The sequence below is a fragment of the Methanoculleus thermophilus genome (assembly GCF_001571405.1).
Classification (GTDB): domain Archaea; phylum Halobacteriota; class Methanomicrobia; order Methanomicrobiales; family Methanoculleaceae; genus Methanoculleus; species Methanoculleus thermophilus.
Window position 1 is genome coordinate 277,609 of sequence record NZ_BCNX01000003.1, and the last position, 21,586, is coordinate 299,194.

The window sequence follows — 21,586 nt, forward strand, 5'->3', positions numbered from 1 at the left end:
GTACATCAACGAATATGAGGTATAATGCTATCCAAATCAATCGAGAAGCCATTGGCGTCCTGGCGGGGGAAAGACCGCTATAACGGTCAGATCCTCGATACGCTGACGGTAATCTTTCGGAGCGGCGGTTGTTCCTGGAACCGATGCCGTATGTGCGGCTACCGGCACGAACGCTACCAGGACCTCCCTCTGGATGAACTTACCGACCGGCTGATCCGCCAGGTCCGCTGGGTGAAAGAGAACTTCTCCGACGATGATTACCAGATGCTCAAGATCTTCACGTCTGGAAGTTTCTTCGATCCCGATGAGGTCCCCCCCGCCGCCCGGCGCGCAGTTGCGGAGGCATTCCGGGGCAAACTCGTGATCGCCGAGACACGGCCTGAGTACGTCGACGCGGAAGCGCTCCGGGAGTTTTTGGAGGGTATTGATACCGGGGCCTGGGATCGACCGCTCTCCATTGCTGTGGGTCTGGAGACCACAAACGACGCCATCAGGGAGAAGAGCATCGATAAGGGGTTCACATACGCCGACTTTCTCCGTGCAGCAGAGGTTGCGCATGCCGTCGGAGCGGATGTGAAGGCCTACCTGCTGATGAAACCGCCGTTCCTGACCGAGCGTGAGGCGCGTGACGACATGGTGCGCTCCATTAAGGACGTCGCTTCCGTCGCAGACAGCATCTCGATGAACCTCTGCACCGTCCAGAGCGGAACCGAGGTCGAGCGCCTCTGGAACCAGAACGCGTACCGCCCGCCATACCTCTGGAGTGTTCTTGACGTATTGATTGGAGCACCGGTGCATGTCCTCTGCGACCCTGTTGGCGGCGGACAGGTCCGGGGACCACACAACTGCGGCGCCTGCGACGCCCCGATCGTGAAAGGAATTGGCGAATATTCGCTATCCGGGGATGTAGAACTTCTGCGTGCTCTTGCGGAGACGGAGTGCGAGTGCAAAGGAGAGTGGGAGTTCGTGCTGGAGCAGGAAGAGCCGTTCTGTATGCCGCTTACCCGCTAGCACTTCTCCAATTTTTCCAGGTGCTCGCAGAGAAGCGGGAGGAACGTTCCGGCGTCGCTCACGACGCCGATCGCCTGCGTCGTACCCCGGTCCATCAGTTTCGTCACCGATGCGGGATTGATATCGACGCAGACGGTCTTGACGTACGAGGGAAGGCAGTTCCCGACGGCGATCGAGTGAAGGAGTGTTCCTACCATCACCACCATGCTGAGGTCGTGGATGTAGCGGCGCATGGTGTCCTGTGCTACGACGACATCCGTTATCGTATCGGGGAGCGGTCCATCGTCCCGGATGGAACCGGCGAGCACGAACGGGATTCCCTTCTTCACGCACTCATACATGATCCCCCCGGTGACGATCCCCTGCTCGACCGCGTTCTTGATGGAGCCCGCTCGCATGATCTCACTGATTGCGCGGATGTGGTGCTTGTGCCCGCCGGTGATAAGCTTACCCGTCTTGATATCCATTCCAAGCGATGTCCCAAAGAGGTTGGACTCGATATCGTGGGTGGCGAGAGCGTTCCCCGCAAAGAGCACATCGATGTAGCCTGCGCGTATCATCCTCGCGAGAGCGGCGGCAGCTCCCGTATGGACGATGGCCGGACCGCCGACGAGCCCGATCTTCTCTCCTCTCTTCTTCAGTTCCAGGATCTCGCGGGCAATCTTTCCAATGATCGCCTCGCTCGGCCGCTCCGATGAGACGGTCCCATGCATGAACTCGAATGTGCTGACTTTGCGCGGCCGCTCAGGGTAGACCACCCGGACTCCCGTCTCGCTGACGACGACGAGATCCCCGGCCTTGATCTTTGAGATCGGAGTGCAGATGGCGCGCTTCTCTCTCTCATCGATGACGATATGACAGTCCATCTCGATATGCTCGACGGGCAGCCACTCACCCTGGTACTTTACGAAGGTCGGATGATTGGTGGTCGAGTAGAACCCCTTTGGGAGGATCCGGTCACCCTCTGCCGGTACAAGGATGACGTCCTCGATCTCGGGGGTGCGTGCGCCAAGCCGGTGCAGCTCTGATAGGATGGCATCAAGTTGCTGGTCGGTAGGTGCCGTCACGCGCAGCCGTGCGTAACTTGTGTCTGTCTTCTGCTTCCCAACATTGAAGGTGAGGATCTCGAACTCTCCCCCCATATCCATAATCTTGTCAAACACCAGGGTCATTACACCTGAATCGATGATATGGCCCTCTAGTTCGATTTCCCGGCAGGATTCCATGTATATGGGTAGGTGATAGTCCGATAATACAGTTTTCCCTGCGTGCCTGCCCCGGTGAGAATGCCCCAAAGTTGCCTTCCCCCGGGGAGTGCCCCCGGGGCGATGGTTGACGGGTTGGGCGAGCGACACTCCCACTATGCACGGCTCTCCATGAGGTCTTGCCGAGCCCTGCCTGGGGGTTTCGCGCCATCGACATTCGAAAACGGCGTTACGGTCCGCGTTTTCGGCAGAGATACCTCTGCACCAGCGCCAGTTCCTCCCGTGTGTTGATGTTGAAGACGAGCCTCCGATCATGCAGGAGGAGTCGCAACTCATCCTGTGGGACGTCGAGATCCCCAGCCGTCAGGATGTTGATCCCCACCGGGCAGGCGGGTACGCCGTCGATCGATTCTATGTACTGTGTACGGCAGCCGTGCTCTCTAACAAGGTCGCGGGGAACCCACGTGGAGCATGCCGGAACGCCCGCCTGGCGCCAGGCGCCCTCGATGCTGGCGATGATCTCGGGCGCCAGGCAGGGGAGGTCGGATACGCAGGTGAAGAAGGGCGTTCCCTCCTCCTCGAGGTCTGCTGCCGCCGCATGGATATCCTCAACGTAGCCGAGCCCTTCTGCCTCATACAGGGTGATCCCCTGGGCCCGGCACCAGTTCTTGGTGAACGGTGTCTTGTGCGAGGCAACCACGACCACGTCGTGCCCTGCCGACGAGAAAGCATCGATGACGTAGGAGAGCATAGGCTTGCCGCAGATGGTGACAAGCGGTTTTTCGCCCATCCGGAGCCTCGTCCCCTCCCCTCCGGCCATGATCAGGACAAGCATGCTTCAAGTGCCTCGATGAGTTGTCTATTCTCTTCCCGGGTCCGGACAGCCACGCGGATGTGGCGGGGAAGTCCGAACGACCGGCAGTCACGGACCAGAATACCGCGTTCAAGGAGCCGCCTGACTAGAACCTCCGCATCCGTCGGGACTTCCAGCAGGATGTAGTTTGCAGATGGGGGTTCATAGGAAAGCCCAAGGTCTCTCAACCGGCCGGAGAGCCAGTCGCGCTCGCGGGCTATCCGCTCCCGCGATTCTTCAAGCCTCTCGTAGTGTCGGAAGGCCTCGATGGCAAAAGCCTCGGCGAACGCGTTGACCGTCCAGGGAAGACGGACCGTCTCTATCTTCTCGATCAGTTCTGGGGTACCGAAGGCGTAGCCGAACCGAATGCCTGGCACGGCAAAGCTCTTTGTCAGGGAACGCAGGACAAAGAGGTTCTCATGCGAGATCTCGGCGAGACTCTGGCGCGGGTCAGCGAGCTCGATGAACGCTTCGTCGAGGAAGAGGTATGATCCCTGTTTGGCATTCTCTTCAAGCACCTGGAGTACTTCCGGACGGGTGTACAGTCTTCCCGTGGGGTTGTTCGGGTTGCAGAGAAACCGAACTGCAACTCCGCGCTCCTCGGTGGTGCACCGAGCACCGGCGAGTCGGACTGCCATCTCATATTCGGCAAACGTTGGGGGTTTGATGCAGGCGGCGTCATCGGCTCCGAGCACGGCAGAACAGAACGCGCGAATCAATTCGACGGATCCGTTGCCGACGGCGATCTCCGCCGCATCCCGTCTGAACCTCCTGCCGATCACCTCTTTGAGGGTCTCATATTGGTCATCCGGATAATCCTTCAGGGTCGCCGGGTCCGGAGTCCAGGGTATTTCCGGGGGATAAGGGTTAATGTTAGCACTAAAATCAAGCAATTTTCCTCTCACCCGGGTATTGTGCCAGCGCACCCGACCGCCGTGTTCCATCCTTTCTGGGAGGTTGTCTCTCATATCAGTGGCAACTCTTTGAGGATACGTTGTCGACAACTATCAATAAAACCGTTGTGTCGGGCAGGAATTCATTTCATAAGTTTTTTATACCATACGGGTATTATTATGGCTTATCTGATGAAGTCAGACAAAAAGATTGCGATTGTCTGACAAATGGCAGACTCGCGGCTGTCATGTGTCAGATATGAGTGATTAAAATGATGGATCGGATAACTATCAGATTGCCCCGGCAGCAGGTTGAGATGCTCGAGAGGTTGGTGGAGGCTGGCGAGTTCCCCACAGTATCGGAGGCTGTGCGCTACTCGGTCAGGGCACTTCTTGAAAGGCATGGCAACCGTGTTCTCCGTGAGGCCGACCAGATTTCATTCCAGGTTTAGGAGGTATCCAATGCAGACAATCATCAATGAGGCATTGAAACATGCAGAACGCGAAAAGTATCTGAAAGCAGACCCGGCCGATGGGGAAGACGACATCCTCGGCCAACCCCGGATTGTCATCGTAGGGTGTGGCGGTGCAGGCAATAACACGATCAACCGCCTGTACCACATGCAGGTGAGCGGCGCAGAGACGATCGCGATCAATACGGATAAGCAGCATCTGGACATGATCCAGGCCGACAAAAGGGTGCTTGTTGGCAAATCGCTCACGAAAGGCCTTGGGGCCGGTGGATTCCCGGACGTCGGCAGGCGTGCGGCTGAGATGGCCCGGCCGACTCTTGAGAGTCTCCTCTGTGACGCCGACCTGGTCTTCATCACTGCTGGTATGGGTGGGGGTACCGGCACGGGAACCGCACCGGTCGTCGCGCAGATCGCAAAGGAACAGGGAGCGATCGTCGTCGGCATGGTCAGTTACCCCTTCCAGGTCGAGAAGGCCCGGCTTCTCCGTGCGGAAGAGGGGCTTGAACAGCTCTCGGCGGCTGCCGACTCGGTGATTGTGCTCGACAACAACCGTCTCATCAAGTATGTGCCGAACCTCCCGCTCGGGCAGGCGTTCTCGGTTATGGATCAACTCATCGCAGAGACGGTCAAGGGCATCAGCGAGACGATCACGGAGCCTTCGCTCATCAATATCGATTACGCGGATGTGCGTGCTATCATGAGCAAAGGGGGAGTCGCCGTGATGCTCGTCGGAGAGAGCAAACAGCAGAACAAGGCTGAGAGCGTCGTTCACGAGTGCCTCAACCACCCCCTGCTCGATATCGACTACCGTGGGGCAACAGGAAGCCTCATCCACATCACGGGCGGGAACGACCTGACCCTCCAGGACGCCGAGGAGATCGCCAGTTCCCTGACCTACGAACTCGATCCGCACGCGGATGTCATCTGGGGAGCCCGGGTGAATAGTGAATTTGAGGGGAGAGTACGTGTCATGGCGGTCATGACCGGCGTTAAAAGTGCACAGATCCTCGGAACCCATCGTGCCTATGAACCGGTGACGCAACGGTCCAGCGCATCCGTCGGCAGGCGCATGGCAAGGGATGATGATCCGAGCGGGCATCTTATTGACTTCCTCTAATCTATCATATCCTCCTCTACCTTTTTGCGTCAAATTGCTCTCCGACAGTCTCCCTCCGGCCCACTACGAAATACTTAATAGTACAGATGACGTTTGAAATATAGACGTTCTTGTATAATCCCTCCAGCACGGGGTGTATTGTGCAGGGCGCAGAACCTGTGGGTCTGCGATTGCCAGGTACCGGGGTTGAACACATGAGCAGACAGATGAATGACGGACCCGATAACGAGTCCGGGAAGCGTCTTTTCTTGTGGTATAGCCGCTACGTAAGCCTCCGGCATCCTTGCAGCGCATGGAGCGGTCCTGCTGGTGGGGATATGAGACAGGTACTGAATACCGAGGATTGGTAGAGAATGCTGAACGATCTGATTGAGAAGCGAAAGAAAGTCCTTGCGGAGTCTGAACAACACAAAGACCGGCGCAATGAATTGAATGCTCTTGCCAGCAAAAATGCCCGGGAACGTAACACCCTCAACGCACAGACCCGCGAGTTCGTCGAGGAGGCGCAGCAGCATAAGGAGCAACGGGATAAACTCAACGAGGAAGTCCAGGCGCTGAAAGACCTGAGAAACGAGTACAACGACAAGGCCAACGCACTCTTTGATGAGATAGAGGCCTTCAAGAAGGAGCACGGCAACCTTCGCAACCGGGGCATCAAAGAACTGCAGAAACAGATTGAACACCTTGAGTTCAAGCAGCAGACTGAGGTCTACAGCACCGATAAAGAGCGGGAACTGATCGAGAAGATCAAGCAGCTGAAGGCGGCGGCAAAGGACCAGGAGGCCGAACTCGAGCAGAACAAAGAGATGCGGGCGAAACTCGCTGAAGCCCGTGAGTTCCGCAGGAAGGCTTCCGAGATCCACAAGGAGGTCACCGAGAAAGCCGAGGCTGCCCAGCGGCACCACGACCTGATGGTGGAGGCGTACCGGAAGGCCGACAAGTCACGCGAGGAGGCCGACCTGGCTCACCAGCGGTTCGTTGAAGCCCAGGAGGCTGCAGACGAGGAGCACAAGCAGTTCATCGCCTGCCAGAAGGAACTTCGGGATTATGATAAGGTGATCTCGGGCCTCCGGAAGAAGACCAAGAAGACCAAAGTCACCAAAGAACAGAAGGCCGTAAGGAAAGAGGCTGAACGCGTCTTCCAGCAGTTCCGTGATGGCGAGAAGATCACGACTGATGATCTGCTCCTGCTTCAGCGTGCAAAACTCATTTAATACTTTTTTCCCACCTCTGCTGCAAATGGTTTAATACATCTGAGGCAATGTTTTATTGAATGGCAAAAGAGCGGACGCTCGTCCTCTGTATCGATCGCGATGATGATCTTGGGTTTAAAGCCCGGGTTGAAGGCCCTGTTGTTGGGAGAGAGGCATGCCTCCATGCGGCAACCTCCCTTGGTCTGGTCGATTCAGAAGATTCTGACATCAATGCCATCTTTGAGACGATTAAGATCTACGATGAACTCGTCGAGAGGGGGGAGGAGGTTGCTGTCGCCGTCATCTGCGGCAACCACATGAACCTGCTCGACGGGGACCGACGGATAGCTTCCAGCCTCGATGAGATTCTCACAGCCACAAATGCCACCTCCTGCATTCTGGTAACGGACGGTGCTGAGGACGAGTATGTCCTTCCGATCATCCAATCAAGGGTGCCGGTCAGCAGCGTGCGCAGGGTCGTGGTCAACCAGATGCCGAATCTCGAGGGGACGTATTATATCCTCAAACGGCTGCTCGACGACCCTAAGGTCTCGAAGCTCGTGCTCGTGCCGCTTGGTCTTGCCATGCTCCTGTACGCGGTGGGATACCTGCTTGGATACCCTGAGGGAGCAACCATCGTGGTCGTTGGCGTCGTCGGTACGTACCTGCTCTTCAAAGGTATGGGGATCGACGAGGTGTTTGGGTATCTCATCAATTCGCTACGCGCGTCGCTGCATGGCGGCAGGTTCACATTCGTCTCGTATATCGCCGCGATACTGCTAAGTATAGTTGGGGTAATCCTCGGGTTGACAAGTCTTCTTGAGTATTACACCTCGTTAGGGGTCTTCTTCCAGATTCTGGCGTTCATATACGGGGCTATCGTCTGGCTCACCGTGGCTGGCCTCGTCGCCTCGGTGGGAAAGATCATCGATGTCTTCCTCAATGAGCGGGAGGCCATCCGCCGGGTAGTCGCCCTGCCGTTCTTTGTCCTCGCTATAGGTGCCATCGCCTACGGTGCAAGCACTTACATCCTCTCGATCAGTGAGATCACCGGTTTCCCGATCACAGGCGATCTCGGTGTGCGCTATATCATCTTTGCCACGCTCGGTGGGCTCTTCTGCGCCTTCTTTGGCGTTTATCTCCAGTCGCTTTTAAGCAGGTTGAGAGATGAGCGCGAGCCGGTTCTGCTGAAGAGAGGCGCGTGAGTTGCGCTCTCGCTTATCGACGAAGTGGTGAATGAAGAGCAGACTGGTTCTGGTGGCGTTTTGTGCGCCGGCATTTATCTAATTGGGCAAAGCGACCCTGGCATTCAGGTCGGGGAGTTGCCCTGTCATTTCCACAACGGCGACGGCCCAACTCTTCCTGGCTGATATACCAAAGGGCCACTCCTTGGGCTGAAGAGATACTGATGTTGTCATCGGGTCGTGCGGTGATGGCGACAACTATCTCTGATTGACGTCTGAATCTCTTGGTCTCCCTGTTTGAGTGGTATGGATATCGACACCGGGGCCAGCCTAGACCGCCTCTGCCGTGAGATTGCAGCATCTCCGAAAAATGATGGCCGCGCCCTAGTGGGAGATTGGGCTCATGGCTGCAGGATGGACGAGCGGCGAGCGGCGGTCGCACCGGTGCCGATAATCGATCGTACACACTACCTGCAGCACCCCCGTGCCCTAACCAGCAGTTGACCCTACCTTCGGGTTGTTAAGCGAAGTATCCAAACCCTTCGGGGAAGGTACTGATATTCTCGTAGCGCTTGGTATCCTGCGGAGTGATAACGGTGAGCGAGGGAATGGTCACGCCGAACCGGTGTGCGGGGAACCAGTATGATCCCTGTCCGTAGTCCTCCGAGACGTTATCCACATACACCTCGATGCGGTTGAGGTCAAGGTGGTCAACTCTGGCATCGTCGAAGTTCAGTATGGTGAGTGCCTTCTGCCTCAAATCCGATTTCCCAAGGAGGAGAACAAGGAAACTGATGCCTCCATCGATCGTATAATTCATGGTTATGGAGGCATCTGCTCTCTCCAGCTGGATGGTGACATCTTTGACTGCAATGTAACTGTACCGCTCTTCCCCCTCTGCCGCTGCGGGTGCGAAGAGAGCAAAGACCAGCATCAGCACCATGCTGATTGTCACCCATTTCATACTACAAAGGTTATAGAGGGGTTCATAAAACCTTTATGGTTACTCCTGCATGGGAAAGGCAATATGCGGGATATTTGTCGGATCGCCCTCGAAAGATTGGGCTTTAACCACCGGCAACTTGCAGCGAGGAGAAGGCGCGCCGAAACGAGCTGGCGCGATCCGGATCAGTCAAGGAGCATAGTATACACTCTTTGACGGCAGATCAAAAAGATGATTTGAGACCCTACTTCGTCTGAGCCAGGATGATCTCGATACTTGAGACGTTTGTCTTACCGGTATCGGTGTCGATCATCTCGGTCGATGTGAAGATCTCTTTCTTGTTCACGTTCTCCAGGAACCGGTTGAGGGCGATCTCCGCTGTGTCGACTGCCCGTGAGATAGCCTTCCCCCGAGCTTTAATAGCGACCTCCTCCGCTCCGTTGTTGAACTGGGTGACCACCGCGAGCACGTAGTTCATGACTGGTTTGTTTCCAACGAATACTGTGTTATCCTTTATCATTAGCCCACCTCGTCTAAAGATACTTCCTCGAGTATATCAGTTCTGCGTTGAGGACGGATGCGCCTGCAGCCCCACGAATGGTGTTGTGGCCAAGTGCAACAAACCGTAATCCTTCGCGGATTCTCCCGACGGACACCGTCATGCCCCGCCCCCGGTTACGGTCGAGCCGTGGCTGCGGGCGGTCAGGCTGGTCGAGGAGCTCAACTGCCTTTGCTGGCTGTAAGGGTAGATTGCTTAAGGGAGACTTAAAGGTTGCGTAAGCTTTTTTCACTTCATCGACCGACGCCTTTACGTCGACCCAGACCGCAATAGTGTGCCCGTCGATTACCGGGACCCGGTGGCAGCTTGCACTCACCCGGAACGGGGCGGGGATCACTTCGGAACCGTTGAAGGTACCCATGATCTTGAGCGTCTCAGTCTCCATCTTCTCCTCTTCGGAGCCGATGTAAGGAATGATGTTGTCATAGATCTCCATGGCTGAGACGCCGTTAAATCCGCCTCCCGAGATTGCCTGCATGGTTGCTGCACGCACATCATGGAACTCAAATTCTCTGAGGGGTGCAAGGGCCAGTGAAAGGACGATCGTGGAGCAGTTTGGGTTGGTCACGATGAATCCATCACGTCCCCGGTCCCGCTGGACATCGATCAGGCCCAGGTGATCCGGGTTGACTTCCGGGATCACCAGCGGAACGTCCGCGTCCATGCGGTGCGACCGCGCATTGCTGCAGACGCCGATGCCTGCATCAGCGATCTCCGTCTCAAGGGAGGTTGCTACATCGGCAGGCAGTGCCGAGAAGACAAGGTCGCAGTCTTTGACGCTCTCGACGGTTGTGGGAGTGACAATGATATCACTGACGCTCTCCGGGTATGGCGCATCAAGGCGCCAGTTGACCACCTTGCCGTAGGGCTTTCCTGCACTCCGTTCCGATGCGGTGAGTGTCTTGAGATTAAACCAGGGATGATCCGCCAAAAGCTGAACGAAGCGTTGTCCAACCGCTCCTGTGGCACCAAGCACTCCTACATTAATCATAGATAAAGTATCTGTAGTGTAGGAGGTATTAAAAGAGTATGTTTTTTTATTCCATCGATATGGCCTCAGATGGGCACTCATCGACGCAGGTCTCGCAGTCGACACAGAGATCGACATCGACCTTTGCTTTGCCGTCTTCCATGGTTATGGCGGCAGCCGGACAGACGTCCACACAGGTCTCGCAGGCGGTACACTTCTCAATATCAACAATTGCTGGCACTTCTGTTCCTCCGAATGTACATAGGTTATAAGTGTATTAAAAAATAGATTTCGCCTCTCCACTATATTCCGAGAACATCCTGCATGGAGTAGATGCGCGGCTCTCTGCCGACGACCCATCGTGCGGCCCGGACCGCACCCTGTGCGAATATCGCCCGGTCGTAGGCACGGTGAGAGATCTCGATGCACTCAAAGTTTCCTGCGAAGAGGACCGCATGATCGCCGACGATATCGCCGCCGCGGATGACGTGCACCCCGATCTCGCCCTTCCGCTCGGTCTCGCCGACGCGGCCGTAGACCTTCTCGCGGTTCCCGAGTTCCTGGTCGAGGATCTCAAGGATTGTCTTTGCGGTACCGCTCGGGGCGTCCTTTTTGTGACGGTGGTGGGCTTCCGTGACCTCGATATCGTAGTCACCGAGCTCGCGGGCTGCCTCCCGGACGAGTTTCCAGAAGATATTGACGCCGACGGAGAAGTTGCTCGAGATCACCGCGGGGACATTCCCCTCAATGGCGGTCCTGATTGTCTCCCGCTGCTCCGGGGAGAACCCTGTCGTCCCGACGATGAGTGCCACGTTGTTTTGAGCGGCTATCTTGATGTTCTCGACTGCAGCGGCTGCAATGGTGAAATCAATCAGGACGTCGGGCTTCTTCTCTTTGAGGAGTTCATCGAGCTTCTCAGCGGGGACTACTTGCGTCCCGTACAATGTTCCTTCTCGTATATCGATACCGCCGACGAGCTCCATGTCGGGAGATTCGTCGACGATCCGGCCGATTGTGGTGCCCATCCTTCCCAGGGCGCCGGATATGACTACCTTAATCATGGTTCATCAGCACTCTTCTCAGTTGTTCGGTCTTTGCCTCGTCGAGTTCGTCAAGCGGCAACCGGACCGGTCCGGAGGCCATTCCGCAGAGTTCCACTGCTTTCTTCACGGGGATGGGGTTTGTGTCGACGAACATCGCCCGCATAAGCGGGGCGAGTTTGTAGTGCAGATCCTGCGCACGGGCGAGATCTCCCGCCCGGAATGCCTCATACATCTCCACCATCCGGCCGGGGTCGATGTTTGCGGCAACCGAGATCACGCCCGCCCCACCTATGGCAAGGACGGGAAGCGTCATTGCATCGTCCCCCGACAGCACGATGAAGTCCTCGTCCTGGGTCTCCTCGATGATCCGGGAGATCTGGGTGATGTCGCCGCTGGCCTCTTTGATCCCGACGATGTTTGGGTGTTTTGCCAGTTCAGCCACCAGGTCGGGCTGAAGGTTCTGCCCCGTCCGGCCCGGGACATTATAAAGGACGATCGGGAGATCGAGGTCGGCGAGTTTCGTAAAATGCTTGATGAGCCCGGAGCGGTTCGGCTTGTTATAGTATGGGCTGATGACGAGAGCCCCGTCCGCGCCTGCATCTTTTGCCGACCGGGTCAGGCGGATTGCCTCTGCGGTGTTGTTTGACCCAGTCCCTGCGAGTACCGGTACCCGCCCGTCGACGACCTCGACGGTCTTGCAGATCACCTGTTCGTGCTCCTCGAACGTGAGCGTAGCAGACTCGCCGGTCGACCCGCAGGGAACGATGCCGTGGACCCCCTGTTTGAGCAATGACTCGATGTTGGACTGCAGTCCTTCAAGATCAAGACTCAGCTTGGAGTCCCGGTGAAAAGGAGTAATAATTGCCGGAAGGATTCCCTCAAACATATAGGAGGTTTATCGCTTCTTGGTATTTATCTTTCTTGAGATGTATCCGGCGACCCTGTTCCGGACGTACTTGCTCTCAATTACGGCAACTTCAGCGACGGCGTGCTTATTCTCTTCAAAGTCTCCGCTGAACTTCTCACGGTGCTTGACGAGGAGTTCTTCACCGAGGTTCTTGATATACGATGGTTTTATTCCCATGTGGACCTTCCTCTACAATTGTGCATACGTAATGCGATTTGACAGTTTAAGAATATTTTGTGCGACCATGACCGGATCCTCACCAAAGAACCTGATCATCGGCTCTTTTCCCACGGCTCCACGGTCGTAGATGACATCGGGTACGCCTTCCTTGCAGCAGGAGGCAACGCCCCAGTCCATCGTCTGCACACCCGGCGGTTCTTTTTCCCGGTCAAAAGAACAGACCTCAAAGAGGAGGTTGTCGAGTTCCGGGAGGATTGCCTCAGAGAAGCGGATGTTCGCCGCGCTCCGGACCCGCCGGTCGAAGCGCATGGCCGTGAGGACGGTCCGGGCTACGTGATCGCTTGCGCCGAACGCGACCTCTCCGACGGGGTGGACCCAGTCTTTGAGCCTCACGATCCGGCCGAGGACTGCGGCTACGTCGTCCTTGCTCCGCGCGTCGGGCAGGGCGTAGGCAATGTTCATCCCTACCTCCGGGATGAGCCGGACGTCCATTCGTTCGGCAAGAAGCCTTACTGCCTCGTTTAAGCGGTTAATCACTCTCTCGCGCTCTTCGTCCGTCATGGTCGTACCACTCACTCTTTTCGTGATATATGGATTGCGGCTAGATGAGACCGAGATCGCTACGGACCTCTGCGAGCCCGGCTATCGCGAGGCGGTAGAACGTCTCCAGGTCCATGAGCGACTCGATCATCCGGATTCGTTCTCGCTCGCATCCGGCGGCAAACGACTTCTCCTTGAACTTCTTCTTCACCGTCCGTGGGGTGACCTCATCGATGGCGCCGCCCTTCACCAGGGCGCAGGCGATGATCAGGCCTGAAGCGCTGTCGGCCGCCTGAAGCGCGAGCTCGACCTGGCTCTCGTAGTCAGAGGTGAGCATATGGTTGTGGCGCCGGACGATCTCGGCGATACTCTCCGGGACGCCGTTCTCGATGAGGATCCGGGCGCCCTCGATACCATGCCGGTCCATATCGCCGCCGACGAGGTCGTAGTCGATGTCGTGCAGAAGACCGACGATCTCCCACGTCGCGGCATCCTCGCCGAGGTGCTCTGCGACCTTTCGCATGATCGCCGCCGTGGCATGGCTGTGTACGATATGCGACGGCGACGTTACGTAACGCTCGAGCAGGGCCTGTGCCTCGTCTCTCTTCATGCGGGAAGGGTTGTCAATCGCAGGGTATAAGGTTGTGGCCTTCTGCACTGGCCCGGGCACGAGATGGGGGATAGATAGAGATATACCTCCCGATATCCCATCTTCAGTACATGAATCTACGGGTCCTTGAGGTGCTTGCCGCGTTCGGGTGTCTTGCACTCTTTATCCTGCTGCTGGTAGTGCTGCCCGGGCTGATGGTGGGGATGGAGGGGTTGTCGTATATCATCGCGCTGATCGTCTTCATCGCCGTCCTTAGCACTGCAGGCTATATGATCGATAAGGTGGCCGCCTGAGCGGCTCCACACAATTTTATCCGTGCTTTCTTTCCGCATCGGAGTGCCTTTTGGGGCGTAAAGATCGTCGTGGTGGCGATACGGTTTTTTTATGCTGAATCGAGAAGGCTGTCATGACCCGTCTGCCGTTCGTCGCACCGACCTGCACTCTTAGAGTCTTCGAACTCCTTCCCCGAGGATAAGCCGCACCTTGGGGTTTTACGATCTATGGGTGATGGATGGAAGATCTGCCGCTCTTTTCGTGCGGCAACAACTATCCGAACGGCTACCCTGGTTGTTCAGCGGGTAAAAGGGAGGAGCGGTGCAGGTTTCGCTCCACCGGGCTACAGGATCATCATCGATGGTGGGGCGCCGGGGTCATTCCAGCGGCGCGCCCACGTAGGTCTCCGGCACCTGGATCTTTATGCTGTAAGAGTCGATGCACCGGGTATTGATGACGAAGTAGTAGTCGCGGTTCCCCTCGTAGAATGTGTTCACCCACTGTTTTTCCCGAAGATCCGGCTCGCCCTTCGTCCCGAGGAAGTCGGCGAAGTTGAGCGTGACGATCCTGACGAATCGGTTCGGGTCCTGTGCGTCCATGACCTGGCAGTTGAAGAAGGGGATCTCGTCGTTTGAGGTCGTGATATCGGAGTAGTCGAGCCGCCACATCGGGGACGGGATGCGGACAACCCCGGTCGTCCCCGATCCCTTGCCGTCGATCGTCGCGTAGGTCACCCACCGGGTGATGCCGGGCGCGGCCCCGGGCGGCGGGGTGGTCAGATTCTGATGGATCGTCTTCCCAGTCGGGATCTGATAGGTCGCGGGGTCGACAAACCCGATATTCTGCGGCTTCCCGTCCCAGGTTGGGACCGGGGTTGGGGTCGGCACCGTGGTCGCGGGGGGCACCGTGGGCGTCCACACCGGAGTGATGGTCGGTTCAGGATCTCTGGCGCCCCATGGTCCCGGGCCCTCACCGTTCATCGCTGGTTTGATCACCAGGGCTATCACGAGAACCACTGCGATAGCCAGAACAACATACATAAAATCTTTTTTTTCTGTCATACTCTGCTCCTGCTTTGTTATTGGTTTAACTCCATTTTTTCGGCCCCGCCCGGCCATCCGCCAGCACATATCGATATGTGCGAGGCAAAATTCCGCGCGGAAATAATATTTCCACAAATGCGCTGATTTGTGAACCTATTTTTCTTATCCATTAGTTTTGCACTTCCGGCTAAAAATACTTGCCTCTTGGCTCTTGGAGCCAGCAAACCCTTGGTTACATCTATCTATTAATTGAATAACTCCGTATAAAACCCCTAGCAAATTGAATAAATTTTTATAGGGGTTTATGCATATACTCCAAAGAACCGTATCGGTTCGGGTGAGTCACTCCCCCGGACCTCGGTAAATGGAGGAAACGCTTTATGATTAAAATGGTGAGAAACGAAGACGCATTCACCGGTCTCGAGGCCGCGATCGTCCTGATCGCGTTCATCGTCGTGGCTGCAGTCTTCTCGTACGTAATGCTCGGTGCTGGGTTCTTCGCGACCGGCGAGGCGCAGAGGAGCGTCCAGACGGGTGTAGCACAGGCGAGCTCGAACCTCGAGCTGTCCGGACCGGTCATCGTGGCGGCATCAAACACGGATGACGAAGTGGCAGAGATCAGCTTCTTCCTGCGGCTTGCTGCCGGTGGAGCATCGGTGGACATGAAGAAGGTCACCTTCACCGTCTCGACGAAAGACGAGATGAAGACCTACGGCTACACGGATGTTACGCCTACGTGGTACGCAAACGGAGCGGAGCAAAGTACAACTGATCAGAACAACATGCTTGAGAAATTCGAGCTTGTGAAGATCACGATCCCGGTCGATGATTTGACCAACGCAATCGGACGGAACGAGCGGTTCACCGTTGAGGTCAAGCCCGATATCGGTGCGGCACTTCCGATCAACCGGGTAGCGCCGCCGGACCTGGTAAAGGGCAATAACTACGAGGTTTACTGAGGTGAGTGATATGATGAAACTGTTCAAGAATGAGGATGCATTCACCGGCCTTGAGGCAGCGATCGTCCTGATCGCGTTCGTCGTCGTGGCCGCGGTCTTCTCGTACGTGATGCTCGGCGCCGGGTTCTACGCGACCCAGGAGGCGCAGCGGACCGTTCACACCGGGTCGCAGCAGGCCAGTTCCAGCATGGAGATCATCGGCAACGTCTATGGTCATGCTCAGGGTACAGGCACAGCAGCTTACCTTGACTACATCGAGTTCACGGTCGGAAACACTGCAGGCGGTTCGCCGATTGATATCACCCAGACGCTGGTGACCTATGTCTGCGGCGAGAAGTCGGACGTTATACCGTATGACACTACCGGATCCATTGTGGAGGACACTGGAACTGGAGTGATCGATAGCGGTAAATGGGGCGTCAACAAGACATACAACGATGTCGGCGGCACTAGAAACAAACTCCTCGAACCCGGTGAGCAGTTTGTCCTGAGGGTTTACTTCCCGGACCAGCAGTTGAGGGCTGACACCCGGTTCTCCGTGAACCTGCAGCCGGCTATCGGAGCGGCCTACCCGATCAAGAAGACCGTTCCGGCAACCCTTTACCCGATGAACGTCCTCTAAATGTGAGGACCAACACTCACTTTTTTTATAGGAGTCCGTCCCGGCGATTCCAGCGTATTGATGATTCTGTTCGGTTGGTTATATGCCGTTCAGATAATGTCTCCCTGCATTCATGCGTTCTTAAGGGTTGTCAGCATTCACAAATCGCCCATCTGCTCTCACCAGGTATTCCATCCCCTTGGAATCGACCGATGATGTCGCGGGCATCATCGCTTTATGCGAGAGCGCGTTGCGTCTGCATCCTCAAGAGAGGTAGTATTGCGACTCTGTTAATATCTGCCCGGTTCGTGCGTGTATCACCATGAACGGTAGCCCTCTCACATTCAGCAAGGCAGAGTCCATACGCCCTTGCTTGTAGTCCCCACCTGGGAACCTTCGGCCACTCCAAACTTCGTTTTAGACGGCTCTTCGCGTCTCCATGCAGATGAGGGATATGGGTATCCATTATGGGAGAGTTGAAGGATGTCTCCCTCTGTTTGGCCCCACCCGAACCGACGATACCCGGCTGATGGCCGTGGGTAGGCTATGACTGATCAGAGGGCTGGAGCACCTGACGTGGAGGTTTGACACATCCTGGCTAATGGGGGGCACGCAAGAGTTGAACGCTGCCCGATATTTATCTTAAAATAGCAGGGGGTTTGGAAAAACCCGATGTCATGGGGAGATCCTCTCGCCGCCCCTCAGGGAGGAGTAATCCCGTTTACCCCGATACAGTGTTCATACAGCGTCTCAACGACCGGGATCCAGAGCGGGTAGCCGTTGAACTTCGCCACCGAGTACAGGAAGACCATCATCATCTGCCACCCGAACGGGACGGCGACGAGGAGGAGCAGGGCCGCCGTGACCCATCTTTGCGATATGCCAAACCGCTCCCTTGCCGCGATGAGGATGAGGGTGGCTGCGAGCAGCACGGACGTGATCTGGGTGAAGAACTGCGTGTAGCCGGCGTACCTGCCTCCGTAGGGCTGGATGAGCATCATGGCGAGAAGGAGCGCCGGGGCGGAGATTGCAATAACGGCCGTTAGCGATAGCATCAGCCGTTTCGAGTTGATGGCGCCGTTCAGGCGCCGTATGCCATACACCCCGAGCAGCCCCGCCGGGAGGTAGAGGGGGGAGAGGTATCGGATGTCCGGAACGATACCGTGGCTGGTGCTCAACATCGGGAGGCTCCGGGCATACGCGACCCAGATTGCACAGGCCGCAACAAAGAGAAAGATCATGACCGGGAGGTTAGGGGACCGCTCACCCTTCCGGTAATCCAGATAGAGCACCGGGATAAGTATAACCGCGAGGACGATCAGCGGCGAGACCGCGACGAGGCTCATGTTCCCGGATTCGGGGGCAAAGAGTATGCCGAAGATGTCGCCGGGCAGGGTCGACCACGACGACGTGAACTGGGTTGTGACCATCGAGAGGAAACTTGAGACACCGTCTGACGGCGCCGGAACCGCCTGGACGACATCCCCGATCGTATCAGTGGAACCGATGAATGCACCGCCGGACTCAGCACCCCAGGCCCCGCTCTGGTAGACGTAGAACGAGGGCACGAGGGGATTTCCTGTCACGCAGATGTTATTGATGAAGAGCGGTATGGCCCCTGCAAGTGTGGCAAGGGGCATGCAGAGCACCTTCACCGTCTCCTTTACCGGCCGGCGCAGGAGGCCGCGGGAGATCTGGAGTCCGACGAAGTAGAGCACGGCGAAGATAAAGACTGCAAGTCCGACCTCCGGCCGCGCCCAGGCGAGCAATCCGATGAAGGCAAACCCGAGAGCAGCATCCCGGAGGGCCCCGTGCCGGATGTAGCGCACCAGGAAGAGGATGACCGCTGCCGTCATTGCCGCCACGAGCATGTGGTCCTTCGCGTTCGAGGCCCAGAAGATGTATGATGAGCATGAAACGCAGGCAATCGTCCCGAAGAGCGAGAACCAGGTATCCTCAAAGATGATCCGGCAGGTGAGGTAGGCCATCACCGCGAGTGCAGCAAAGAGGAGATGGTTCGTGAAGACCACCGCTGCAGCCTCAACGGGTGCGTCCGGTGCAGTGAACGGCCAGGGATAGTAAAAGACCAGGTTTGCAAGGAATCCGGCGAATGCGGCGCCGACGACGAGCCAGGTCCACCGGACCCCGCGCCATCGGGCATACTGCGGTCGGTATACGTCGACCAGCACCGCCATTGCGATGGGAAGAAGCGACCAGAGGAATATGACGGCCAGCCTGAACTGGTCGCCGAAGAGCCCGAAGAACCAGAGCGCGGGAAGCGAGAGGACGGGGAGCATCATTGTGTAGCCGAGGAGGTTATGGTGGGACTGCATGTAAGGTCCCGGCGTCCCGTTCAGGAATGTGCCGTACTTTCCCTCGTTCACGATGATCTGGTGCCCCTCACCGAGCTGATGGAGCTGGTTGACTGTGATCCACTCGTCATTCAGGAAGAGCGCCGGGTTTGAGAACGTCATGGCAAAGAAGAGCGCAAAGAGGAAGATGAGCACCGATATAAGATTCCTATTCAGGAAACAGGATATCGGACCCTGCTCTGGAGGACTTTGATTGTTACTCTCCTGACCCTGCTGAATCTCTTTTATTGACTTCTGTCGTTTTGGACTCATTGTAACCGCCCGGATAATGCATACGAGGAGTTAATCTATTGTTTAGTACCTTAGAGTCCGTTAATTTTAATATCTTCGTAAGTATTCTCTGTTCCAAATTCGAAATGTATATTATCTCAAGGTGTAACATGCTGGATTCAGCCTCTCCCAAAACTCTGGCACCGCTGGAGTCCACCCCGGTCGTCGAGCGACCCGGGGTGAGGGAGACTCCTGTTCTTGATGCCCGGCCATATCCTTTCGCCATGCTGGCATCAAAATTACCATGCCCGATTGAGCGAACATTTTTCATCGATTGGATGCCATATGCACTGCATCTTCAAACGGTGTGATTTCTGCCGGCCCCGGGGAGGCAAGAAGCGAACCATTGCGCGTCGTCAACTGCTCCTGGTTGCGGATGGGCGCCAGACCCGGGAGGCCGGCTTCAGGTTCAACAAGAACCAAAAAAGATTCGTATCCATTCATCTCGTGGAGATCCTTGAGAGACTGTGGCCAGACCTCCCTTTGTATTGCCATTTTCGTGACGCTTTAACAGCAACAGGCTCTACAGAACAAACGGAAGATGCAAAAGAGCCAGGAAATCGTCTCTCGATATAAGAAAATCTTATATAGTATAACATAGATATAATCTGATACTATGGTGGGGGTAGATCAGGCTCAGATTGATAAGATACTCTCCGGCGCCTCCTCGGAGGATCCGGAAGCCCGCCTTGACAACGTCGAGAGGGAACTGGATTTCGTCAAGACCTCGATCAAACGGCTGCTCATCGACCTGAGGGAGCGGATGAACGATCTGGACAACCCGTTCACGAGTGCTGCCGCATCATACTCCATGAACCGGTTTGGACTATCGGATGCCTCCAGTGATGCCGAGGATGAGGATTCATTACAGGACGATACAACCGAGGATATGGCCGGTAAGGAGGTTGACTCTGGAGAGCAAACTCCTGGTCTGGATGATGACCTCTTCCCGGCGGATCTTGTGACAACATCTCTCCCCGGAGGCAGCACTGCCCTTTCTTTGCAGCAGAAGCCTGCAGGAAAACTCAAACTCCAGAAGGTCCACCGGCTCTTTGCCTGGGTGCGCCAGGGCTGCAGCAAATACGGCATGAACACATGTCGATCATGATCGACGCCTATCGGTCGATGGGCTACATTAACGAGGACATCTCCGATCAGATCAGGGAGATCATGCGGATGGTGCCCGAGACCCGGAGAGACGTGCAGGAGATCGGACCGAATGAGTTCGTCTCGGAACTCTACGTCTTGAACCGGATCCTGGATCCCGAGGATGCGACGCTGGATCGGGACATGATCGAAGTGATGCTCTCTCACCGCCGCCAGGAGGAGTCTGGTTCTGGAACGTCCTCTCGCGAGCGGGATGTCGGCGATACCTGGATAGATCTGCTAGATAGGATATGATGGATGTCGAGTGAAACCTTCACCACAGCGATGTTCCTCATCGCTGCCATCATCTCGGCCGGGGTTCTTATCAACGCAATCTTCCCCGTGATATATACCCTCTCAGGCACGATCACGTCGTCGTCCCATAATGTGGACGAGCGGTTGAGTACGGACGTGAGGATCGTCACGACGTATGCCAGTGGCGGGAATGATACCGCCAGGGTCTGGATAAAGAACGTCGGCACGGCCCGGATCTCTGAGGGCAACATCCAGCTGGCTGATGTCTTCATAGGCACCCCGGGGAACTTTATCCTGCTTGGCCTGGCCCCGTCGGGAACGCATACTTGGACGTACACGATTCACGAGGTGACCACGAACAACTGCTGGGATCCCGGGGAAACGCTCTGTATCGACATAACCAGCGACAAGATCCCTAGTAAAGGAGAGGCTGTTTACTTCCAGTTTGTCCTTCCATCAGGGCTCTCCCGGTCGATCACGTTTACCGCGGGTGATTAACCATGAGTGCAGGCCCCCTCGTTGCATCCGCAACGGGTATCGCCCTCCTGATCGTCACAGCCTACGTCCTGATCGGCGGCACCCTCTCCACCACAGAGGTGATGGCCGAGGCGCAGAGCAACCTTGTCGCTTACCAGGAGGCCCGTATGCGGACGGCAATCGAGATCCAGGAGACGGTGATCGACAACCAGACCCTATACGTCAAGGTGAAGAACACCGGAAGCGAGTCTATCGTGGACTTTCCCTCCATCGACGTCTACCTCCAGGTTGAGGGCGAACCGGTCTACGTCCCCTACGGCACCGATCTCAACCACTGGAGCAAGGTAAGCATCGAACCCGACGGTGTCCACCCGGGCCAGATCGATCCCGGCGAGACCCTGACCATCTCTATCACATATGCGGTAGGTGTTACTCCTCCTACATGGGTCCAGGTCGTCACTCCGAATGGCGTCACCGGTTCGGCATACATAAACTCAGGTGAATAACAG

General features: G+C 56.4%; 26 protein-coding genes. 12 read left to right on the forward strand and 14 right to left on the reverse strand.

Annotated features, from left to right (window positions below):
• Window positions 1-24: 24 nt before the first annotated feature.
• Window positions 25-1,011: an archaeosine biosynthesis radical SAM protein RaSEA gene (locus MCUTH_RS01480; protein WP_066954433.1), complete on the forward strand. Its 987-nt coding sequence runs from the start codon at window positions 25-27 to the stop codon at window positions 1,009-1,011.
• On the opposite strand, the gene MCUTH_RS01485 is transcribed toward MCUTH_RS01480, so the two are convergent.
• The 3 genes from MCUTH_RS01485 to MCUTH_RS01495 form a co-directional block, all read right to left on the reverse strand.
• Window positions 1,008-2,237 carry an ornithine cyclodeaminase gene (locus MCUTH_RS01485; protein WP_066954436.1) on the reverse strand — a complete coding sequence of 410 codons (1,230 nt, stop codon included), beginning with the start codon at window positions 2,235-2,237 and terminating at the stop codon, window positions 1,008-1,010. The two genes, MCUTH_RS01480 and MCUTH_RS01485, sit on opposite strands and share 4 nt — an antisense overlap.
• Window positions 2,238-2,445: 208 nt before the next feature.
• On the reverse strand, window positions 2,446-3,051 hold the full coding sequence (locus tag MCUTH_RS01490; protein ID WP_066954438.1) for an NTP transferase domain-containing protein: 606 nt from the start codon (window positions 3,049-3,051) through the stop codon (window positions 2,446-2,448).
• Window positions 3,039-4,013, reverse strand: coding sequence for a pyridoxal phosphate-dependent aminotransferase (locus MCUTH_RS01495; RefSeq protein WP_318010075.1), 975 nt, complete (start codon window positions 4,011-4,013; stop codon window positions 3,039-3,041). Before MCUTH_RS01495 ends, MCUTH_RS01490 begins: the two co-directional genes overlap by 13 nt.
• Before the next feature lie 221 nt (window positions 4,014-4,234).
• Between MCUTH_RS01495 and MCUTH_RS01500 the strand changes: the two genes are divergently transcribed.
• From MCUTH_RS01500 to MCUTH_RS01515, 4 genes are all read left to right on the forward strand, one after another.
• Complete coding sequence (locus MCUTH_RS01500) at window positions 4,235-4,414, forward strand: ribbon-helix-helix domain-containing protein (protein ID WP_066954444.1); 180 nt, start codon at window positions 4,235-4,237, stop codon at window positions 4,412-4,414.
• Window positions 4,415-4,424: 10 nt separating this feature from the next.
• Entirely contained in the window at window positions 4,425-5,552 is a 1,128-nt protein-coding gene (gene ftsZ, locus MCUTH_RS01505; RefSeq protein ID WP_066954446.1) for a cell division protein FtsZ, read from the forward strand.
• A 353-nt stretch (window positions 5,553-5,905) separates the two neighbouring features.
• Window positions 5,906-6,766 (forward strand): coiled-coil protein, encoded by an 861-nt coding sequence (locus tag MCUTH_RS01510; RefSeq protein WP_066954449.1) that lies wholly within the window; start codon window positions 5,906-5,908, stop codon window positions 6,764-6,766.
• A gap of 59 nt (window positions 6,767-6,825) precedes the next feature.
• Window positions 6,826-7,950 carry a DUF373 family protein gene (locus MCUTH_RS01515; RefSeq protein ID WP_066954452.1) on the forward strand — a complete coding sequence of 375 codons (1,125 nt, stop codon included), beginning with the start codon at window positions 6,826-6,828 and terminating at the stop codon, window positions 7,948-7,950.
• 499 nt (window positions 7,951-8,449) lie between these two features.
• On the opposite strand, the gene MCUTH_RS01520 is transcribed toward MCUTH_RS01515, so the two are convergent.
• From MCUTH_RS01520 to MCUTH_RS01560, 9 genes are all read right to left on the reverse strand, one after another.
• Window positions 8,450-8,893, reverse strand: coding sequence for a hypothetical protein (locus MCUTH_RS01520; RefSeq protein WP_066954455.1), 444 nt, complete (start codon window positions 8,891-8,893; stop codon window positions 8,450-8,452).
• Window positions 8,894-9,116: 223 nt separating this feature from the next.
• Window positions 9,117-9,392, reverse strand: a complete 276-nt coding sequence (albA, locus tag MCUTH_RS01525) for a DNA-binding protein Alba (RefSeq protein WP_083524708.1) — start codon at window positions 9,390-9,392, stop codon at window positions 9,117-9,119.
• Between the two features lie 13 nt (window positions 9,393-9,405).
• Window positions 9,406-10,422: an aspartate-semialdehyde dehydrogenase gene (gene asd / locus MCUTH_RS01530; protein WP_066954458.1), complete on the reverse strand. Its 1,017-nt coding sequence runs from the start codon at window positions 10,420-10,422 to the stop codon at window positions 9,406-9,408.
• 46 nt (window positions 10,423-10,468) lie between these two features.
• The gene (locus tag MCUTH_RS01535; RefSeq protein ID WP_066954461.1) at window positions 10,469-10,642 is read right to left on the reverse strand and encodes a 4Fe-4S binding protein; all 174 of its coding nucleotides are present in this window, start codon (window positions 10,640-10,642) and stop codon (window positions 10,469-10,471) included.
• Between the two features lie 61 nt (window positions 10,643-10,703).
• On the reverse strand, window positions 10,704-11,462 hold the full coding sequence (gene dapB, locus MCUTH_RS01540; RefSeq protein ID WP_066954464.1) for a 4-hydroxy-tetrahydrodipicolinate reductase: 759 nt from the start codon (window positions 11,460-11,462) through the stop codon (window positions 10,704-10,706).
• A complete protein-coding gene (gene dapA / locus MCUTH_RS01545; RefSeq protein ID WP_066954467.1) occupies window positions 11,455-12,330 on the reverse strand; it encodes a 4-hydroxy-tetrahydrodipicolinate synthase in 876 nt (291 codons plus the stop codon). Before dapA ends, dapB begins: the two co-directional genes overlap by 8 nt.
• Window positions 12,331-12,339: 9 nt before the next feature.
• Window positions 12,340-12,528, reverse strand: coding sequence for a 30S ribosomal protein S17e (locus tag MCUTH_RS01550; protein ID WP_066954470.1), 189 nt, complete (start codon window positions 12,526-12,528; stop codon window positions 12,340-12,342).
• 12 nt (window positions 12,529-12,540) lie between these two features.
• The gene (locus MCUTH_RS01555; RefSeq protein ID WP_066954473.1) at window positions 12,541-13,092 is read right to left on the reverse strand and encodes a thiamine-phosphate synthase family protein; all 552 of its coding nucleotides are present in this window, start codon (window positions 13,090-13,092) and stop codon (window positions 12,541-12,543) included.
• Between the two features lie 40 nt (window positions 13,093-13,132).
• Window positions 13,133-13,681: an HD domain-containing protein gene (locus tag MCUTH_RS01560; protein ID WP_066954476.1), complete on the reverse strand. Its 549-nt coding sequence runs from the start codon at window positions 13,679-13,681 to the stop codon at window positions 13,133-13,135.
• 110 nt (window positions 13,682-13,791) lie between these two features.
• On the opposite strand from MCUTH_RS01560, the gene MCUTH_RS01565 reads away from it, so the two are divergent.
• Complete coding sequence (locus tag MCUTH_RS01565; RefSeq protein ID WP_224732801.1) at window positions 13,792-13,974, forward strand: hypothetical protein; 183 nt, start codon at window positions 13,792-13,794, stop codon at window positions 13,972-13,974.
• A gap of 357 nt (window positions 13,975-14,331) precedes the next feature.
• Here the strand turns inward: MCUTH_RS01565 and MCUTH_RS01570 are convergent, their stop codons facing one another.
• Window positions 14,332-15,015 carry a hypothetical protein gene (locus tag MCUTH_RS01570; protein WP_066954479.1) on the reverse strand — a complete coding sequence of 228 codons (684 nt, stop codon included), beginning with the start codon at window positions 15,013-15,015 and terminating at the stop codon, window positions 14,332-14,334.
• 362 nt (window positions 15,016-15,377) lie between these two features.
• Between MCUTH_RS01570 and MCUTH_RS01575 the strand changes: the two genes are divergently transcribed.
• Window positions 15,378-15,956 carry an archaellin/type IV pilin N-terminal domain-containing protein gene (locus MCUTH_RS01575; RefSeq protein ID WP_066954482.1) on the forward strand — a complete coding sequence of 193 codons (579 nt, stop codon included), beginning with the start codon at window positions 15,378-15,380 and terminating at the stop codon, window positions 15,954-15,956.
• 10 nt (window positions 15,957-15,966) lie between these two features.
• Window positions 15,967-16,578, forward strand: coding sequence for an archaellin/type IV pilin N-terminal domain-containing protein (locus MCUTH_RS01580; RefSeq protein WP_066954484.1), 612 nt, complete (start codon window positions 15,967-15,969; stop codon window positions 16,576-16,578).
• 680 nt (window positions 16,579-17,258) lie between these two features.
• On the opposite strand, the gene MCUTH_RS01585 is transcribed toward MCUTH_RS01580, so the two are convergent.
• Window positions 17,259-19,064 carry a hypothetical protein gene (locus MCUTH_RS01585; RefSeq protein ID WP_066954487.1) on the reverse strand — a complete coding sequence of 602 codons (1,806 nt, stop codon included), beginning with the start codon at window positions 19,062-19,064 and terminating at the stop codon, window positions 17,259-17,261.
• A gap of 751 nt (window positions 19,065-19,815) precedes the next feature.
• Between MCUTH_RS01585 and MCUTH_RS11915 the strand changes: the two genes are divergently transcribed.
• The 4 genes from MCUTH_RS11915 to MCUTH_RS01600 are packed head-to-tail and all read left to right on the forward strand — an operon-like array spanning window position 19,816 to window position 21,583.
• Window positions 19,816-20,307 (forward strand): hypothetical protein, encoded by a 492-nt coding sequence (locus tag MCUTH_RS11915; protein ID WP_224732799.1) that lies wholly within the window; start codon window positions 19,816-19,818, stop codon window positions 20,305-20,307.
• Window positions 20,295-20,600 (forward strand): hypothetical protein, encoded by a 306-nt coding sequence (locus tag MCUTH_RS11920; RefSeq protein WP_224732798.1) that lies wholly within the window; start codon window positions 20,295-20,297, stop codon window positions 20,598-20,600. The genes MCUTH_RS11915 and MCUTH_RS11920 overlap by 13 nt, the downstream gene beginning before the upstream one ends.
• A 3-nt stretch (window positions 20,601-20,603) precedes the next feature.
• Window positions 20,604-21,098 carry a flagellin gene (locus MCUTH_RS01595; protein ID WP_066954489.1) on the forward strand — a complete coding sequence of 165 codons (495 nt, stop codon included), beginning with the start codon at window positions 20,604-20,606 and terminating at the stop codon, window positions 21,096-21,098.
• Window positions 21,099-21,100: 2 nt separating this feature from the next.
• Window positions 21,101-21,583 carry a flagellar protein FlaF gene (locus MCUTH_RS01600; protein WP_066954492.1) on the forward strand — a complete coding sequence of 161 codons (483 nt, stop codon included), beginning with the start codon at window positions 21,101-21,103 and terminating at the stop codon, window positions 21,581-21,583.
• Window positions 21,584-21,586 lie beyond the last annotated feature (3 nt).

What these genes read in the sequence shown, in the direction of transcription:
- MCUTH_RS01550 (WP_066954470.1), bottom strand. Translation starts at nt 12,528, where the DNA reads ATGGGAATAAAACCATCGTATATCAAGAACCTCGGTGAAGAACTCCTC.
- MCUTH_RS11915 (WP_224732799.1), top strand. Translation starts at nt 19,816, where the DNA reads ATGGTGGGGGTAGATCAGGCTCAGATTGATAAGATACTCTCCGGCGCC.
- MCUTH_RS01495 (WP_318010075.1), bottom strand. Translation starts at nt 4,013, where the DNA reads ATGGAACACGGCGGTCGGGTGCGCTGGCACAATACCCGGGTGAGAGGA.
- MCUTH_RS01595 (WP_066954489.1), top strand. Translation starts at nt 20,604, where the DNA reads ATGTCGAGTGAAACCTTCACCACAGCGATGTTCCTCATCGCTGCCATC.
- MCUTH_RS01600 (WP_066954492.1), top strand. Translation starts at nt 21,101, where the DNA reads ATGAGTGCAGGCCCCCTCGTTGCATCCGCAACGGGTATCGCCCTCCTG.
- MCUTH_RS01580 (WP_066954484.1), top strand. Translation starts at nt 15,967, where the DNA reads ATGATGAAACTGTTCAAGAATGAGGATGCATTCACCGGCCTTGAGGCA.
- MCUTH_RS01565 (WP_224732801.1), top strand. Translation starts at nt 13,792, where the DNA reads ATGAATCTACGGGTCCTTGAGGTGCTTGCCGCGTTCGGGTGTCTTGCA.
- MCUTH_RS01480 (WP_066954433.1), top strand. Translation starts at nt 25, where the DNA reads ATGCTATCCAAATCAATCGAGAAGCCATTGGCGTCCTGGCGGGGGAAA.
- MCUTH_RS01500 (WP_066954444.1), top strand. Translation starts at nt 4,235, where the DNA reads ATGATGGATCGGATAACTATCAGATTGCCCCGGCAGCAGGTTGAGATG.
- MCUTH_RS01515 (WP_066954452.1), top strand. Translation starts at nt 6,826, where the DNA reads ATGGCAAAAGAGCGGACGCTCGTCCTCTGTATCGATCGCGATGATGAT.
- dapA (WP_066954467.1), bottom strand. Translation starts at nt 12,330, where the DNA reads ATGTTTGAGGGAATCCTTCCGGCAATTATTACTCCTTTTCACCGGGAC.
- MCUTH_RS01485 (WP_066954436.1), bottom strand. Translation starts at nt 2,237, where the DNA reads ATGGAATCCTGCCGGGAAATCGAACTAGAGGGCCATATCATCGATTCA.
- MCUTH_RS01555 (WP_066954473.1), bottom strand. Translation starts at nt 13,092, where the DNA reads ATGACGGACGAAGAGCGCGAGAGAGTGATTAACCGCTTAAACGAGGCA.
- dapB (WP_066954464.1), bottom strand. Translation starts at nt 11,462, where the DNA reads ATGATTAAGGTAGTCATATCCGGCGCCCTGGGAAGGATGGGCACCACA.
- MCUTH_RS01510 (WP_066954449.1), top strand. Translation starts at nt 5,906, where the DNA reads ATGCTGAACGATCTGATTGAGAAGCGAAAGAAAGTCCTTGCGGAGTCT.
- MCUTH_RS01520 (WP_066954455.1), bottom strand. Translation starts at nt 8,893, where the DNA reads ATGAAATGGGTGACAATCAGCATGGTGCTGATGCTGGTCTTTGCTCTC.
- MCUTH_RS11920 (WP_224732798.1), top strand. Translation starts at nt 20,295, where the DNA reads ATGTCGATCATGATCGACGCCTATCGGTCGATGGGCTACATTAACGAG.
- ftsZ (WP_066954446.1), top strand. Translation starts at nt 4,425, where the DNA reads ATGCAGACAATCATCAATGAGGCATTGAAACATGCAGAACGCGAAAAG.
- MCUTH_RS01570 (WP_066954479.1), bottom strand. Translation starts at nt 15,015, where the DNA reads ATGACAGAAAAAAAAGATTTTATGTATGTTGTTCTGGCTATCGCAGTG.
- asd (WP_066954458.1), bottom strand. Translation starts at nt 10,422, where the DNA reads ATGATTAATGTAGGAGTGCTTGGTGCCACAGGAGCGGTTGGACAACGC.
- MCUTH_RS01575 (WP_066954482.1), top strand. Translation starts at nt 15,378, where the DNA reads ATGATTAAAATGGTGAGAAACGAAGACGCATTCACCGGTCTCGAGGCC.
- albA (WP_083524708.1), bottom strand. Translation starts at nt 9,392, where the DNA reads ATGATAAAGGATAACACAGTATTCGTTGGAAACAAACCAGTCATGAAC.
- MCUTH_RS01490 (WP_066954438.1), bottom strand. Translation starts at nt 3,051, where the DNA reads ATGCTTGTCCTGATCATGGCCGGAGGGGAGGGGACGAGGCTCCGGATG.
- MCUTH_RS01560 (WP_066954476.1), bottom strand. Translation starts at nt 13,681, where the DNA reads ATGAAGAGAGACGAGGCACAGGCCCTGCTCGAGCGTTACGTAACGTCG.